9 protein-coding genes and 1 pseudogene are annotated in these 15,913 nt (G+C 55.5%); 3 read left to right on the forward strand and 7 right to left on the reverse strand.

What is annotated here, in order from left to right; genetic code table 11:
* Positions 1-261: 261 nt before the first annotated feature.
* Positions 262-4,389, forward strand: coding sequence for an NACHT domain-containing NTPase (locus B0G71_RS03570; protein WP_116139788.1), 4,128 nt, complete (start codon positions 262-264; stop codon positions 4,387-4,389).
* 1,302 nt (positions 4,390-5,691) lie between these two features.
* On the opposite strand, the gene B0G71_RS03580 is transcribed toward B0G71_RS03570, so the two are convergent.
* Together B0G71_RS03580 and B0G71_RS03585 are read right to left on the reverse strand one after the other, a co-directional pair.
* A complete protein-coding gene (locus B0G71_RS03580; protein ID WP_116139792.1) occupies positions 5,692-6,585 on the reverse strand; it encodes a DUF2971 domain-containing protein in 894 nt (297 codons plus the stop codon).
* A gap of 91 nt (positions 6,586-6,676) precedes the next feature.
* Positions 6,677-7,491: pseudogene (locus B0G71_RS03585) on the reverse strand (error-prone DNA polymerase); the annotation flags it as partial.
* A 62-nt stretch (positions 7,492-7,553) separates the two neighbouring features.
* Between B0G71_RS03585 and B0G71_RS03590 the strand changes: the two are divergent.
* The gene (locus tag B0G71_RS03590; protein WP_116139794.1) at positions 7,554-8,219 is read left to right on the forward strand and encodes a ribonuclease HI; all 666 of its coding nucleotides are present in this window, start codon (positions 7,554-7,556) and stop codon (positions 8,217-8,219) included.
* Between the two features lies 1 nt (position 8,220).
* Here the strand turns inward: B0G71_RS03590 and B0G71_RS03595 are convergent, their stop codons facing one another.
* The 5 genes from B0G71_RS03595 to B0G71_RS03615 form a co-directional block, all read right to left on the reverse strand.
* The gene (locus tag B0G71_RS03595; protein ID WP_116139795.1) at positions 8,221-8,736 is read right to left on the reverse strand and encodes a hypothetical protein; all 516 of its coding nucleotides are present in this window, start codon (positions 8,734-8,736) and stop codon (positions 8,221-8,223) included.
* On the reverse strand, positions 8,733-10,802 hold the full coding sequence (locus tag B0G71_RS03600) for a site-specific integrase (protein ID WP_116139797.1): 2,070 nt from the start codon (positions 10,800-10,802) through the stop codon (positions 8,733-8,735). Before B0G71_RS03600 ends, B0G71_RS03595 begins: the two co-directional genes overlap by 4 nt.
* A gap of 5 nt (positions 10,803-10,807) precedes the next feature.
* Positions 10,808-12,577: a hypothetical protein gene (locus tag B0G71_RS03605; RefSeq protein WP_116139799.1), complete on the reverse strand. Its 1,770-nt coding sequence runs from the start codon at positions 12,575-12,577 to the stop codon at positions 10,808-10,810.
* A complete protein-coding gene (locus B0G71_RS03610) occupies positions 12,564-13,868 on the reverse strand; it encodes a tyrosine-type recombinase/integrase (protein ID WP_116139801.1) in 1,305 nt (434 codons plus the stop codon). The genes B0G71_RS03605 and B0G71_RS03610 overlap by 14 nt, the downstream gene beginning before the upstream one ends.
* 295 nt (positions 13,869-14,163) lie before the next feature.
* Positions 14,164-15,027: a class I SAM-dependent methyltransferase gene (locus tag B0G71_RS03615; RefSeq protein WP_116139802.1), complete on the reverse strand. Its 864-nt coding sequence runs from the start codon at positions 15,025-15,027 to the stop codon at positions 14,164-14,166.
* Between the two features lie 19 nt (positions 15,028-15,046).
* Here B0G71_RS03615 and gloB point away from each other — a divergent pair, with 19 nt between their 5' ends.
* The gene (gene gloB / locus B0G71_RS03620; protein WP_106283732.1) at positions 15,047-15,838 is read left to right on the forward strand and encodes a hydroxyacylglutathione hydrolase; all 792 of its coding nucleotides are present in this window, start codon (positions 15,047-15,049) and stop codon (positions 15,836-15,838) included.
* The last annotated feature ends 75 nt before the right edge of the window (positions 15,839-15,913 follow it).

Below are 15,913 nucleotides of genomic sequence, written 5' to 3' on the forward strand. Positions count from 1 at the left end.
AAGTAGCTAGTGTTGAGTCTACACCGTTGGCGAGAGACGGCAACAGCTGAGTTGGTCGAGAACTCCCGGTTGCCGAGTCATGTGCACCGCGGAAACATCATCTCGATGCACGCGCCAAGATTTCCTTCTACCGCTTTACAATCATCGCTGGCAAAGGTTCATCCAAGGCAAGTTAAACATTCAGCGGGGCGTACGTTGTCAGCAAGTTCGAGCCATCAAAGGTATTGGGCGCCACATGGGGAGGCGGTTCTAGTTGACGATATGGGTTATCTCGCCGATGCGGATACGAAATGGCCGCCCAGGTTCAACACGAATCTGGTCCCGACGCGCGAACTGGTGACCAAGTCCACGGTTACGGTTCTCTTGGGCGAGCCTGGCTCAGGGAAATCGTTTGAGTCCAACCTATTGGGGTCCCTTGCCAAGGAAGCACGCAATGGAGTGGTGCTCTCGCTGGACCTCGGCCAGTATGGCGATGCACTGACGCTTGCAACAGCACTCGGCCGAATGTTGAGTCGGTGCGCGGACTCAGACGGTCAGCCGCTTCTTATGCTCGATGCATTGGACGAATGCCGAGTGAACATCAAGAGGGCTGAAACAGTGATTCAGGAGGCTCTTCTCGACGCGGCCAACACGAATCTGCGGCTGGTGATTTCATGTCGCACCTCGGCTTGGCCGGAGTCTTTAGAAGAAGTTCTCCGCTCTCAGTGGAGCGACAAAAATGATGTCAAGGTCTTTGACATCGCTCCCCACTCTCGGGAGTTCGTTTCCGCCCGCCTCAAAGAATATGAAATCAAACCGGAAGAGTTTTTCGCGGCACTGGACACCGCCGGTGCGCATGGACTTGCACTGCATCCTCTGGGTCTGAATTTCTTGCTTGCTCAATCGAAAGAAGGACGAGCATTCTCGGCGAGTCGCTGGGCTTTGTACGAAAACGGGTGTGCTGCTCTTCTACGTCCCTCCAAGAGGCGACTAGCGGATGGAAACCTCGGTCTTCCTGACGTCCGTGAGCGGATGCAGTTGGCAGGTCTGTTGGCTGCGATTGTGCTACTGACCAATAAGACGGATTTTTCGACTTATTCAGACACCGCATATCAAAGCAGCGCTTCTGTGGGCATCGGCGTCGATGCAATCGCAACATTCCCGCTTTCTAGGGGCGAAGCGTCCTGGCGTCCTGACAGGCAGCAGTGTCTGGAGGTCTTTGAATCTGCGCTCTTCGTGACCCGGGATGATGACGGCTTCGCATTCGCTCATCGAACGTATGCCGAATTTCTCGCCGCGCACTTTTTATCATCGCTGGACCTCAGCGCGCCCGAAGCGATGCGCTTGTTGACGCTGCCTGGGACGACCGAGACCCTGACGCCGCAACTTCAGCAGTTGGCTGCCTGGATGACACACTCCGACCGGCAGTTGCGCGAATTCGTATTAAAGGCCGACCCTTCACTGCTGTTTGATGGAAGTGTGTTGACCGACGACGAAGTTGCTGTCGGAGAAATCTTTGATGAAATCGTGCTCCTGGCCGAAAAGCACAAGTTTCCTATCTACGAGTATCGACTGATTCGCTCATATGGAAAACTGGCTCACAAGCTATTGTTGGAAAAGCTCAGAGCGATTCTTCTGGACAGACAGAGGGTGCCTGCCGTACGGCAGTTCGCAAGTGACGTAGCAGCCGCATGCAATCTGGTCGCCGAGCTGCCAGAACTGTTGACCATCTCGTTGGACAGGGCAGAGAACTACGAAGTCCGGCAGAATGCTGCGAATGCCATACGCAATTCCGCCGCAGACGAAATGAAAGTCGGGTTGCTGACCCTTATGAGCGGAGAGAACCCCGAGGACATAGAAGATGAGATGAAGGGCATCGCCCTACATTGCGCCATTGACCGAGGAATGTCCGCAGGCAGTCTTGTCGATGTCTTGACCGCAGAGAAGCGGTCCATGTACTCAGGAGCCTATGCCCACGCATTAAGGCGCTTCGAGAACATGACTGTGTGTTCTGAAGATGTGCGACCTATCATCGCATGGTTGCGAAACCAACTGGGAGCGGACTCGCTCGAGTATTCATGGGACGACGTCGTCTTCCATATCTTCTCAAAGGCTGCATTAGCGGTAGTTGAATCGAATCTCTACTGGTCTGAGTTCGGAGAGATAGCTTGGCTCGCGCTATCCCAACATCACAAGCTTTCTTCGTCCCGGAGTACGCGTTCATTCAACGACGCTTTAGGCCTGGACGGTTTGGACGAGCGCAGACAAAAGATGTTCGTTGCGTTGCTGACTAGCGCAGGCGGGGACGCGAGGATGGCAGCGTCTACTCTATTGCACGGAACCGGTCTAATTAAATATGAGGACGGCCCGTTCTTGACTGAGCTCTACGGGCGGCAACCGACTTCGGCGCGGGCGAAGGAGATTCTGGCTCACACCTTCACTTATTTCCCTACTGAGGCCAATGCATTTTTTCGCGATTGGGTCTTGGATGTTGCTGGCCCACATGCAGACCGGCCCGACCCGTTACTGCGACGCGTGCTCGGTCAATCGCTTGAGGCAATCGAGCTGCAATCTGAACAGGCAGCCACGCTCAAGCGTTATCACTCGATGTCCAAGCGAAACGGTAAGCAACCAGTAGAGAAGCAGAGACCGAAGTCCATCGATTTGCTGATGACTTCTCTCGCCTCATCGGAAGGTGGAATCCCAGGCCATTGGCGAAACATGGTTTCACATCTCCGCTATGCCGACGATTTCGAAGGATTCTTGATGCCGGCGCTTGAGGTTACGGCCTCGCCGCTTTGGAAAGTGCTTGATGACGTTACAAGGAGCAGGTTAGTCACCGCGGCGCGTGCGTTTCTGCGTCACGAACCTCCGGTCGAAGAAATGCTCGCTCCCAACGTGATAAACCACCAGGAGGACGCGGCCGTTGCGGCGTGCGTTTTGCTGCTCACGACTGAAAGCGATGAAGACGACGAAATTGATGGGCTGGCAGTGCGATGGGTTCGCGCTCTAGCCCGTTATAACGCTGGCGAGCAGCCGCGGAAGTCAATTGATGAGCTTCTGAACAAGGCTATGGAGCACAGCCTAGGCACCGTCTCCGCTGAGCTTCTGGAGATTTGTAGGCTGAACATCGTTTGTCCTTATCCGCGGATGCCAGAATTTGCCAAGGGCATGCGGATGGAGTCGCTTACAGCAAACTTGGAGGCGTTGCTTACTGGGCTTGAGGGCGCGTCATTTCTTTGCCTCGTGAAGTATCTCATCGAACAGCGCAGCAAACGCGCCGTCGATGAGCTGTTTGGCAGGGTGGAGCACGCGGATGAGCTTTCATCAGATTTCGGCGCGAGCTGCCTCGAACTGATTGCTCGGCACGAACCGAAATACTTCGTAGAAGTGGTTTGGCGGAGTCTCTCCAAAGACATCAAGGCAATTGAAGCGTTGGCCGTAAAGTATCAACACATAACGGCCAGTCAGCCGCTTCCCATCCTGCTTATCGACGCGAGGATGACTGAACAGATGTTTGAGTTGCTTGAAGATAGGTTTCCGGTTTCTGACGACCTCGAAATGAGCGGTTTTGTGCAGCCGCGTCATCACATACAAGAGTTTAGAACTTGTTGCATAGTCTCCCTGAAGGAAATGGCGAGCGCGGAGAGTGTTGCTGCGCTGGAGAGAATTGCCGCGCGCCATCCTGGCTATTCCTGGATTGCGTACACCGCGCATCAGGCCGAGCAGAAATCCAACCGAGATGCTTGGGTTCCGTTTGCGACCGCCGAGTTGGCTGCAGTAATGAAGCTTGCGGTAGGACGCGTGATTCGAACTGAAGCTGAGCTGCATGCGGTTGTGATGGAGGAGCTTCAGGCAATCAACGACAAAATATCGGCTCGAGGGGTTCTCCCTGCTGTCTATTTTCTATGGGATGAAAAGCCAAGCCTACCGAAACATGAGCCCCGCTTGAGTGACTGGTTGGCGTTGGAACTGCGGGCCCGGCTCTCGGCTCGAGGGGCGGTCGTGAACAGGGAAGTCCAGGTGAGGTCGCACAACCCCAAAGGCTTGGGCGAGAGGACGGATATTCTTATCGAGGTGTCCACCGCAGGCAAACGGCGACTGTCCGATGAAGTCCTCCAGCTTGTTATCGAGATTAAAGGTTGCTGGAATCGCGAGCTACTGAGTTCCCCCGAGGTCCAGCTACGAGATAACTACATGAAGGCGATGGAGGCCGGGCATGGAATTTATCTCGTCTTCTGGTTTCTCTGCGACCGGTGGTGTGACAGCGACCCCAGGAAGCGGGACACCCAGCGATTGGTGCCAGACGGCTCGGTTGTAGGTTGCCTGACGGCCATCACCCAAGCTTGCGATGAAGCATCAGTAGAGGGCGCGTGGATAAGCCCAGTCGTGTTCGATTGCGCTTACTAAGGCGCGCCTCGTTGTCTCTACAGGTTCTTCGAACAGGAACATCAATCTTCGTTCGTTATCCTGTTGCAGGCGGTAAATATGCGACTGTGGCTTTTTCGGGCAGTTCGTTGGTCGCAGCCGCGGGCCTCGTCGTCGGCACGATTGGTTTTTTCTCTTTTCTGACAATCTTCTGGCCGATTTCCCGTGCGGCGCGTTGCTGGGTGGCTGGCACCAATTAGAATTGGTCGGACCCAGATGTCGACGGGCAACCTGGCTATCGGTCTTCTCGCGGTAGCAGGCCTCTTTGATGTTTCTGCCCTGACTTTCGTGGTCCTCAAGATTGTCGTCAAGAGAGTTCAAAATACCTAAGCGGCGAAGATGTGTCGGGCCGATGATGGCTCGGCCTTCAAGTTGACCTTGGAATGTCAACTAGAGAGCGGACGGCGATACAGGGGCATCGCTCCCAGCGTGAGTGGATGTATTGAAAGGTCGCATGTATGTCGTTGTCTCCGGTGACAAAAATCTCACAGTATCCCGCTGCACCGATTATGTGCTGCAAGTCCAATGCGTCCTGCATTTCTGGACGGAAGCCTGCCTCAATCCTGTAGCGTTGGCATAGGTCCTCGGTTTTTATTGCCGGGCAGTCTCGCTTTATCTCGCGCGAACGGCTAGCCAAGTGACGTGGCAGTCCAGCGTATCTCTCTTGGCTCAAATCGACGTGCGGGTCTGTCCGAACTGGAAGGCGGCCACGATAAAATTCGGCATCGATAAGTGGTTGGTTGTCTCGAACGAGCCCTTCCGCCAAGGCGCGGCGCCCGATGAGGATGGCGTCGGGTGTCTCCGAAGCCGCGCGCTGAACTTCCCGAAGTGCGGATGGGTCCCGATGCCAGGCCCAAATGCTATCGGCCACCGTTTCTCCCATAACGATGTTGTCAGCGCCGTAGGTCGACCAAAGCTGGGCCATCGTCCGACTGAACGGATTGAATGTTGGTGGCCTCGGGCGTCTGAGGAGCCCTGCGACATAGCGCTTAAGTTCCTGCTTTTGCAGATAGACCGGGTTGCCTAGCCACTCGAGTGGTAGTTCATTGAGCAAGGCAATTGAGTCTGCAACGTGGGCCGCGATTTCCGACCCAGCTATTTCGTAGAGGCTTACGGCCGATAGGACAAAAGTGATGTGGCCGTCGTCGATAAGCCTGTGTATCGCCTGATATTCCGACCCGGGAGGGGAAGATACACGCTCGACTGCCAATCGGGTGATAACGTTGTGGTCGAGATAGACGCGTGGCATTTCAATGGACCGTTTAAGTCATCAGCTCTAGGGAGTCATTCGTCCACGGGCGTAAAAATCATGCCGAACGCGTCAGGGTTCCTTTTCGCGCATAGCAACTCCGCATGCGGATACAACTTCCGAACGAGTTGCGTAAGCGATGAGCGACTTTCATCTGAAGTGTTCAACCCGAAGAGCACCGCATCCAGCTCGAACGAGCCGAAACGCAGGTCTTCGTGGGCAGCAGCCTTATTCCGCCCGTTTCCCGAGTAGATGCGCCACTCTCGCTCATACGCCCAGTCTGCAGATTTGGTGTACACGAGCCGTTCTAAAAGTGCGTTCGTATCAAACGATGTACGACCCGACAGCATATCGGCCAAGAATTCTGCGTCGACAAGGTGCGGCGCTTCAGCGACGTACTTTACGGGCTTGGCTGTTCGATAAGGACTATCCAGTTCAGGATAGTCACGTAGACGGATGACAACTCCGCGGTGTGTGTCCGCATAATGAGTCCACATCACGGAGTTATCCGGAGTTTCCGTCAAGCATAGAATTTTGCTCGTTGCGAGATGGCCTCGAACGTCTGCATTGAGCCGCGGCAACGCAGCTTCGAGTCTATCCAAGCCGTCGAAGATTGCCTTCGCGTGCTCAGTCTCAAACTCTGCTCGCTGCATGTTGGGAACTTGCACCCTTAAGGCTTGTATCAAAAGGCCTAAAATATTCCCCACCGCAACGGGCGCTCCGCAGTATGCCTCCCATAGCTTATTCAACGCCAAACGCCGTACGACATCGCGGTCGACCTCATATCTAAGGTCGAATTGCATGTCATATGGGTCATTTAACGTCCCCGGAGTTGACCATCGGAGCGTTTGATTTCCGAGAACCGCGTGAGCCGTAGCCGCGCTCATGTACTTGTAGAAGACCAAGTTTTCTTCGTTGTCAATCGGCATATAAGGTTCGACACGCGACAAAAAAATGACGGGATAAAGCCGGACTGTGAACTAGACTCTAGCGCAAGTTGTCAGGAAATCCGGGAACTGCTCAGCAGAAATTTCGACTGACAGCCGTAAACCCGCCGAGCAGATGCGACATATCAACAAGCCGTTGCGCCACCAGATGACGGACCTCGCCCTCGCATTGCCACGTTCCGTACACCGCAAGCAGTGAAGCGCCCAGTGCTTCCTGCCGGAACTTCTCCTGCAGCGATGGCCAGAGGATGACGTTCACATTGCCCGTCTCATCCTCAATGGTCACGAACCTCTCGCCTTTTGCTGTTCCCGGCCGCTGACGTACCGTGCCCAGGCCGCAACCGCGCGCGAGCCTGCCACTGCGGTATGTCTTGAAGCGTCGCTGCCGGCATAAGGCGCGGTTCGAGCAGCACTGGGCGCAGAAGGGTTAGCGGATGCCGGCAGAGCGTGAGGCTCATCGAGTTGTGGTCTGCGACGATGTCTTCTCCTTCCGACGGCGCACCGGGCACCGGCGTTTCGTCGTCTGCGCGCGCGTCGGAGGATGTCTCGGTCCGGCACTGCCGCCACTGACGCCCAGAGCGCCTCGCGCCGGTTGCCGGAGCGCGACGACAGCGTGTTCGCTGACGCTAGAACCTGGAGGTCTTTCCGGTCGAGCTGCGTGCGTCTCGCGAGGTCGCTAACGCTTGCGAATTGCCTCACGGCTCTCGCTGCTTCGATTAGCTCCGCTGCGCCATCCTTCATGCCCTTCAACAGCGACAGACCGAGGCGTACCGCGGGCCTCGACGCCGCTTGATTGTTCTCGAGGACCGAGTCGCCGCCGCTGATGGTGACGTCCGCCGGCAGCACCCTCACGCCGTGACGCTGCGCGTCCTGGAAAGTCGGGAATGGTAAGCTAGTGGGCTTCGCCAGCCGATTAGTGCTGGCATGAAACCATCAGGAACAAGTGAGCCATGCAGGGTAGCAACAAAACCGAAACCGAACGACTCGAACGCGACGTCATTAACGCAGCGCTGACTTGGTATCAGATGCCAGGCGGACTGAGCGAGAGAGCGCTGACGGTCGCCGTAGAGTCATTGTTGCGTGGGCGTGAAGGCGGCAAGAACAAACCTGTTACAGATGCCCCGGCCCAGGAGGATTTTCTGTCTAGCCCTGCCGAGCAGACCGTAACGACCCTTACGATGCCAACGGTGGCGGGAAACTTTGTCGTTTATTCAGATGGCTCTGCGTTGAAAAATCCTGGGCCGTCGGGCTGCGGATGGGTTGTCGTGAGTGATGGCAAAGTAGTGTACGAAGGATTCGAGGCTATCGGTCACGGTACCAACCAGATTGCCGAAATCCGGGCGGCCGCGCACGGCCTCAATGATTTACCGGTAGGCTCAACGGTTGATGTTCATACTGACTCGTTGTACGTCGTCAAAACAATGCGGGGTGAATTCCGAAAGAAAGCCAACATCGAACATTGGGCTTTCCTTGACGAGGCAGTTCGTCGACACAAAGCTGTGAAGTTCCACCATGTACGAGGCCACGCAGGCCATGACCTGAATGAGCGAGCGGATGTGCTTGCAAACAAGGGTTCGGCAATTTCAAAGGCACGTCTTGCGGGCAAGTCTCTGTGATTTAGCCGGTATCTTTCCCGCTCTTGCCGAGCTTCGCTCGCTTGCTCATGTCTCGTACCGCTGCAGGGTTCTTTCGTGCTCGACCTGCTATGGACCCCATGAAAGGGTTTTCCGATAATGTATCCCGGACGACAACCTTATGTTCCTTCTCGAGAAAGTGGATGTAGGAAATTAGTTCAGCATTCTGAGTGCGCATATCGTCCAAATCCTTTTGTAGCGAACGGTTCTGCGAACGGAGTTCACGGTTAGCGCCCTCTATATCTGGAGCTTCATGCGTCACCCGCGGCCGTGAACCTATCTTGCTTTCGGCATATTTGAGTATGTCGTCGTGTTTCAGATAGTTTGTACGGCTGTGGCACGCCTCTCTGGCTAGCGTCAGTTTGTTGATGCGCAACTTGCCAACCCGCATGAGTTCTATGTTTTCGACGTTTTCAGGTTTGTGGTCCTTAAGTCGAGCGTATGCGTGCTTGAAATCTTTGAGCATATCGCTATCGGTATCGAGCACTTCGGCTTTCATGATGGTGTTGACCTCCGAATTCGCCTGAGAATCTCGTTGCATTGTGCGAGGCGGTAGCCGATGATGAAGTCCACGTCGGATAGACCCTTCTCCTTGTTTCCTTTTCGTTCGGCTATCAATTTCTTTCGTCTTTCCTCCCAGAACGGGCGATGCCGAGGTAGCACGATTTGATTTTTGCACTGACTGCATGACGAAAACGGACCGAGCGCATCGAGGGCGGGGGCAATAGGAATTATTTTTCTCACCGCAGCTTTGAGGTGACACTTCGCGTGTTCAGGTCTAAAGAGGCATCCGCACCACAGCATGTCCCAGCCCCATGTGTTATCGGATTCCATGGTTGCGCGAAGAAATGCTTGGCTTTCGTCGGCGTTGTCCATATCAACGTGGTGGCCCATTTCTTCGACAACTTCGGGAATCTCTTCCATTAGCCTACCTGATGCCTGACCTTTCGAACGTGTCGCGTCGTACAGCAGCTCTGCCGCTAGTTCTAGCGCAGCCTCTCGGATGAGATACCGAATTTCCAAATCTTCGCCGGTGTAGTGCTGTTCGGTGGTCTTGATGCTGATATGGTGAAAGTGACGGGATATGGCAGGTAGGAGAGTTCTATCAACTCGAACACAAAAACGAGCAAATGTCATGCGCCATTGGTGTGATGACAGGTCCCAGTTGTCGAATTCGGGTCCAGCTTTTACATACTCTTTAATCCACTCTTTTTGACCTTCGTTAAGGCGTTCGGCTCGAACGGGTGACACTTTTTCTTTTTCTTTCGCGAGTCCAACCCTGTTGCTGAAGTCGAGAATCAAGTCGCTACGTCCAGACATGCGTCTCCACGGGGCGTACAGTCGTACGAGTTTCATAAGAGCACGAATCGGGATGGGGATGTCGGAGGAGCCTACCGGGCGAGTGCCTGCCAGCCATCGGCCCGGACGAGGAGGCGCTTTGCCTTTGAATACCGTGCCAGTGATGAAAAACAGCTCGTCCATCCCAGATAGAGACCGTTCTACAGTCACGCAACTCGGCCACTCGTTAATGGACTTTGTATCAAAAACCTGCAGACCACAAATCTCAGAAATGCGCATAGCGACTGTCCCTTGCAAGGCGATAGTGCAACAGTCCCGCGCCGCATTCAGGAGGTGTCGGATGGCGTGCCCTGCATTGAGCTCGACTTTACGGCCGCGTCGAGACTTGCCATGTGTGTAGTGGCGAGTCGCTGTGATTGGTGCTGAGAAGTTGAAACCTGCAAACCACGGTTGTCCCGTGTCTTTATCTGACGAAAATTTGAGTTTTGCTAACTCGTCGCGGCGTTTTGCGGCCTTAATCGCGCCAGAAAACTTGGGTGCGTAGGGCCTGAGGTAACAATCAATTGCCTCTTGAATCTCATCAATCTGACAGTCCAGCCACTGGACAACCTTATTCATTGCAGGGACGAAGAGTCCATCGGGGACGGGTTGATACCCCTCGTTCGCACGCTTACATATATCGTTCGCGACTTCCATAACGCTGCGACCACTGTACGGAATGGTCGGAATTGGAGGTAATCCCTGCCCCTGCAGAACTTCGTTATAGCGGAAGAGGGTTGCAGGAAATGCGAGGAGACTTCTTGCGTGCAAGACCGTGACAGACTTCTGACCATCTTCGGTATTTCGACATTTCGTCATCTCAATCCAGTGAGCATAGTCATCGAAGCGAGTAGCGTCCATGCACGACAGGTCCGTATGGCCAAAGATGGCCATCCATCCCACGAAATATCTCATGGAGACGCTAAGCGTGCTTAGTGAGCCAGGGCGCCTTGCTCGTTGATGGCCACGCGTCTCAAACATCGCATCGACACCGGCTTGGATGGAGCGATAAAGAATGCTCCACTTTGCGTCGGAGAACTGGCTGCCGTCAGGGAGGGGAAAATCCCAATACAGATTAGAATGCTCGCCTTGACCGGCGGTGTCGTTCAAAAATTTCCACACTTCGCCTTTTGTTGGCTGCTCGTCTAACTGAAAGTCGGCTTCAAAGGTTTCGTCAAAGAGGGCATCTTCAGCGGTCTCCAACGCAGCTCTTTTGTCGGTTGCCATGGTTGTCACTCGATATCGGGAATATCAGGGAGGCTCTGCGCCTGGGCGCGCTTCAAGACGCTTGCGCGAATTAGCGGAAACCACGTGCTTCTTAGCTCTTCGAGTTGAGGCTTGTAATCGCTCATCCATCGTTCTTCATGCATTATTGGCTTGCACTCGATTAGCTTTTGCTCGACTTGGAGCAAGCGAGCTACCGACACATCGTCGAAGACGTCAGCGGCACCCATCGGGCACGACGGGCACATGCAATACGCTGTACAAGGATGGCCTTTCTGTTGGCCAGGATAAGGTGAGTCGAATATGTCGATACACGCAAAGCCTGGAGTAGCGGCCCGAAGCGCACGCTTTACATCCCCCTGTGCGACTCTAGGGTCAACCTTGCCCCGTGACTTTATATACGTCTCACGCCATAACATGGCTTGGGCTAGACGCTCTGTGTCGCGCCAGATTGCGTCGACATGCGTGTACGTCTCCGCAGCGAGATTTCTGTCGTCGCGCGAGTGCTGTAACGCGGCGTGTTGAGCGGTCACGTCCCCATCTGTGATTGAATGCACCACATCGCTGCTTGTGGGGCGTAGGCGCTGGAGTGTGAACGGTTGAATGTCGTGGTCGCGACAGAATTTTGAAAGTGCGTTGTCAAAGGCGTTTTTAGTTCCATCGTCAACCGTATGCAGTGAACTAGGTCCGTCGCGGTGGACGGCTAGAAAAAGCAGATTCGCTGCTTCAGGCGCCACAAGATTTCGGAGAGCGCGCGTGTACACCTCTGTTGCAGCGAGGAGGAAAACAGGGTTGACCCATGTGTATTGTTCGACCGCAAAAGAGCGCTTTTGTACTCTGTGCTTTGCTTTGTATTTCGTTACCTGAATTTGCCAGCGTTTTAGTCCGTATAGCGGATGCGACTTATGGATTGCGGTCTGTGGTGCACCGACAAGCGTTGAGGCGTTGAAGCTGGAGGCGAGGCCTAACAAAAGGACAAAAGGAACAATATCTCTCATAGAAAGCGGCTTCGCTTCGACCTTTGCCAGACCGTCAAGGCGGCGCAGCATTTCGTCGAGTTGCAAGTCTGCGAGGATGCGTCCTTTGTCGTCTACGGGGAATCCATGAATCGGCTTCGACAACGCTATTTGTTCGACCTCTCCGATTGAAGCGATGACCACGCGAATGGTCGTGATGTCATCCAGCGGCGCAACGTGTTGTATGCTTTGCTTACGACCACGCATACCCAAAGTGGGGAAGTCTAATTCTGAGGGTAGGCTGTATCCTTCGTATTCAAAGCTTCGTAGTTGCAGAAACACAGTCCTGAGCGGCCCGCGAATATTGGATATCGTCGTGAGTTGAAGCGGCGTGCCGGCCGGAGCCTTCCGTGTGTCAACGTACTCCAAGTAGTCGTCTATGCACTCTTGGGCGATGTCGTTTAAGTAGACAACCGAGGTAGTTCGAGTCTGTTCGTATCGCGGCAAAAACAAAAAGAACGCGCTCACGGCTTGCTTTGCTTCATATCTTGTTGTGGGTTGTCTCTCGTCGAAGCGCGAAAAGATTGCCTTAGCGAATGGAATCGCGAGATACGGCCGCGCGAGCCAGTCTGATACATCAAAAACTTGGAAGCCCCCCTTTTTCAGCGGCTCGCGAAAGGTTATTTTTAGCGTATTGGCTTTCTCGTCGTGCCAAACGCCGATATGGTCACGCTTGTCTTTCAGTTGACGAACGTTGTTCACTTCGCGGGCGTCGCGAAAGTCCTTGACCAGTTCGTTAAGGGGCAGCCTAGGCCGTGGCATTTACAAGGTCACTCCACGTGTGAAACGTATTCACCAAAGCATCAGAGACAGCAGCTTCCTGAAGGTCCGCTCCAGCCAAATACGTGTCCAACGTCGTTTGAAGGTTTTTGTGCCCGAGCAGATGCTGAACAAGTCTCCAAGGGTGGGGCTTTCCCTCCCGCAGAAATGCCTGATAGCAGGTGTACGCGTAGGTGTGACGTAGGTTGTGGAACGAGTACGCGGGTTCATACTTGAGGTAAGGCGCTCCAGTTCCGGAGGCAAATGCTACCTGTGCAGTGAGAATATTTGCCGCCTCAACGGCAGAGCGGAACACTGCCATCAAACGAGTCCGAGTTAGCTTCCGGCCAAAATCACGCTTGTTCGCGTCAACCTTATTGAGGAACAGTTGGGGTGGCTCAGCATACGTGGCGTTGGCGCGCGATTTGGCGGTCGCCACAATGAACGCACGCTCGTGGTCAACGTAATCCTGCAAAGCTGACACGAGCCACGAAGGCAAATAAACGGTTCGTGGATTACCGCGTTTCGTCTTGGTGATATAGAGTCCGCACGGCTGGTTTCGAGACAGCGCGGGGACGAGCGCGAGAATTTGGTTTTTTCGGAGAGATGTGACCTCGTCGAGTCTCATTCCGGTATGAAGGGCCAATTCAGATGCGAGCCTGTCCCTGCAACTGGAGCGATAGCCATCGACTGCCGAGCTTGAAGTTGGGCCCAGCCGCGAAAAGATAGAGCCGAGATGCTCTTTTGCGATGCAGGAGGCGTGCTCGAATGGCGCAACGACTATTGCCTTGACCGCGCGTTCGGCTTCGACAAGGTCGCCAGTCACGATTTGCTCGTCACGCGGAACAGTTAATAGGTCCAGCTTGGGCGCGACATGGATTAGCCCATCGTCACAGGCGCTGCGATAGAAAGAAACAATCGTTCGAAGTCGCGACTTCCGGGTTCTTGCTCTCAGCCGTTTTTGGGTGTGAAGGCTTACTCGCTCGTGAAGGGCCGTTGAGTAGGCATTGAGGTCGTTGCTTGTGGCGGAGTACCACGGAATGCCGGCTGTTTCAACTAGCGAGAACCATTCATACAAGTGTTCCGCGTACGTTCTGCAGGTCGATTCGGAAAATAGATAGCCGCTTGGAGCGCATTTCTTCCGAAGAAACCGAAGAACAGACTCAATAATCTGCCCCTTGCTGTCAACCAGGTAGGTAAAGCCCGGCGGCAGAACGCTATTTATCCTCGTGGTGACGTTTCGGAGAAGTAGTTCATCCGAGCTGTGCTCACGTACTGTTTTGATTGAGACCACATGCCCTCCTTGAACGGCGGGCTTTCCGGACCGATTTTGCTCACAATGGCGCGAAACATCGAGGCGCGGGTGGTGGACAAAAGATGGACAAAAAACTCTGTTCGTCCAAGTCTAGTAAGGCGTCGGACGCATTTCAAGGACATCCCAGAAAGGAGCGCGGTGAGGGGCCGGCGACAGACCACACATCGGTCGAGAACCTTGGGACTGGGATTCTAAAACGAGCGCGTGAACAGAAATCAACCTAACAGAATGCCCTTGCAGGCGCCGTCGGTATAAATATCGATGAGATCGGAAGTCATTGAGTATGGTTGCGTGTATTCGGTGTGGCGGCGGGCGCGAGGCCCGCGGCGAGGACGGGTTTCTTCACTTTCAGCGGGCCGACGAGACGCATGCCGCGCACGCGCTTGATCGCCTTGATCATGTAAGTGGCGCCGAAAATCGGCCACCAGCGGTCGCCGGCGGCTTCCATGAAACCGTAGCGGGCGAGCCATTGCTCGCTGCCAAGCGGCGGACGATAGCAGCCGAAACGCCCGCGTTCAAGGTCGAAGCCGAGCAGCTTGATCCAGTCTTTCAGACGCGTGAAGGCGATCAGGTCGACGGCGGCCGGCACGAACGGCTGGCCGGTCATCTTGCCGACCGATTGCCGCGCGCCCCACAGCGACAGCGAATTGAAGCCGAGAATGATCAACTGGCCTTCAGGCATCAACACGCGCTCGGCTTCGCGCAACAGACGGTGCGGGTCGCTCGTGAATTCCAGCGTGTGCGGCATGACGATCAGATCGACGCTTTGCGCTTCGAACGGCAGGTCCAGCAGGTCGCACCAGACGGCGCTCCGTCCGGCCGGCGCCGGCTGGCCCACAAGTCCGCTCTGTGCGGCGCCGTTGTTCAAACCGTTGCGATCGCCATTGCCGGCACGCCCCACGCCGCGCGGATACGCATACGGCGCGCTCGCTCCGCTCGCCGCGTCGAGCACAAGCCCGCGGCACGGCATGCGGTTCTCGCGCAAGGCGTCGAGTTGCGGCAGGCCAAGTTGCAGCGCATGGTAACCGAACACGTCCGACACCACGCGGTCGAGTTGGGTCTGCTCCCATTCGAGTACGTATCGGCCAGGTGGCGAGTCGGTCCAGGCGGGCCAGTCTATAATCGCTCGGTCAGTCATATCAAAGAATGCGTCGCCTATGAATGCGCTCGAGTACGTACCGGTCCCGGCGTTTGATGACAATTACATCTGGGTCGTTTCCGACGGACACCACGCGGCGGTCGTCGATCCGGGTGAGGCCGCCCCCGTAAAAGCCTATCTGGCGAAACGGGGTTGGCGGCTGAGCGCTATTTTACTCACGCACCATCATCAAGACCACGTCGGCGGGGTGGCCGATCTGCTGAATGGCCAGGCCGTGCCCGTCTACGGCCCCGCTGGTGAAGCGATCGAGCATCTCACGCATCGTCTCAAAAATGGCGATCACGTGTCGATTGCCGCGCCCGCGCTCGAATTGAGCGTGCTCGACGTGCCGGGCCACACGAGCGGCCACATCGCCTATTTCCAGGCGGCCGACCCGCAAGGCACGCCGCACGTGTTTTGCGGCGACACGCTGTTCGCCTGTGGTTGCGGCCGGCTGTTCGAAGGTACGCCGAAGCAGATGCTCGCCTCGCTGGACGCGCTGGCCGCGCTGCCCGGCGCGACCGAGGTTCACTGCGCCCACGAATACACGCTGTCGAATATCCGCTTCGCGCTCGCCTGCGAGCCCGGCAACGCCGAACTGCAAGCCTGGCGGGACAAAGCGAGCGAACTGCGCGCGCGCGACGTGCCCACGCTGCCTACCACGATCGCCCATGAACGCGCCGTGAATCCGTTTTTGCGCGCCGGCGTTGCGGCGGTTCAGGCGACCTTGCAGGAGCAGTTGCACGAGAAGGTGCCGGATCGATTAACGGCCTTTACCTTGATGCGCGAATGGAAAAACCGCTTCCGTTGACCCGCCTCCAAGCAAGGCAATCCTCACGCGAAGAATCGGAAAAATTCGCCAAGCCCAAGATTTACTTGATTTTTT

Origin of the sequence: Paraburkholderia sp. BL27I4N3, assembly GCF_003386115.1 — a bacterium.
Classification (GTDB): domain Bacteria; phylum Pseudomonadota; class Gammaproteobacteria; order Burkholderiales; family Burkholderiaceae; genus Paraburkholderia.

Excerpts from the sequence above, each read along its gene's own strand:
- B0G71_RS03605 (WP_116139799.1), bottom strand. The coding sequence starts at position 12,577 with ATGCCACGGCCTAGGCTGCCCCTTAACGAACTGGTCAAGGACTTTCGC.
- B0G71_RS03570 (WP_116139788.1), top strand. The coding sequence starts at position 262 with ATGGGTTATCTCGCCGATGCGGATACGAAATGGCCGCCCAGGTTCAAC.
- B0G71_RS03595 (WP_116139795.1), bottom strand. The coding sequence starts at position 8,736 with ATGAAAGCCGAAGTGCTCGATACCGATAGCGATATGCTCAAAGATTTC.
- gloB (WP_106283732.1), top strand. The coding sequence starts at position 15,047 with ATGAATGCGCTCGAGTACGTACCGGTCCCGGCGTTTGATGACAATTAC.
- B0G71_RS03580 (WP_116139792.1), bottom strand. The coding sequence starts at position 6,585 with ATGCCGATTGACAACGAAGAAAACTTGGTCTTCTACAAGTACATGAGC.
- B0G71_RS03600 (WP_116139797.1), bottom strand. The coding sequence starts at position 10,802 with ATGGCAACCGACAAAAGAGCTGCGTTGGAGACCGCTGAAGATGCCCTC.
- B0G71_RS03590 (WP_116139794.1), top strand. The coding sequence starts at position 7,554 with ATGCAGGGTAGCAACAAAACCGAAACCGAACGACTCGAACGCGACGTC.
- B0G71_RS03615 (WP_116139802.1), bottom strand. The coding sequence starts at position 15,027 with ATGACTGACCGAGCGATTATAGACTGGCCCGCCTGGACCGACTCGCCA.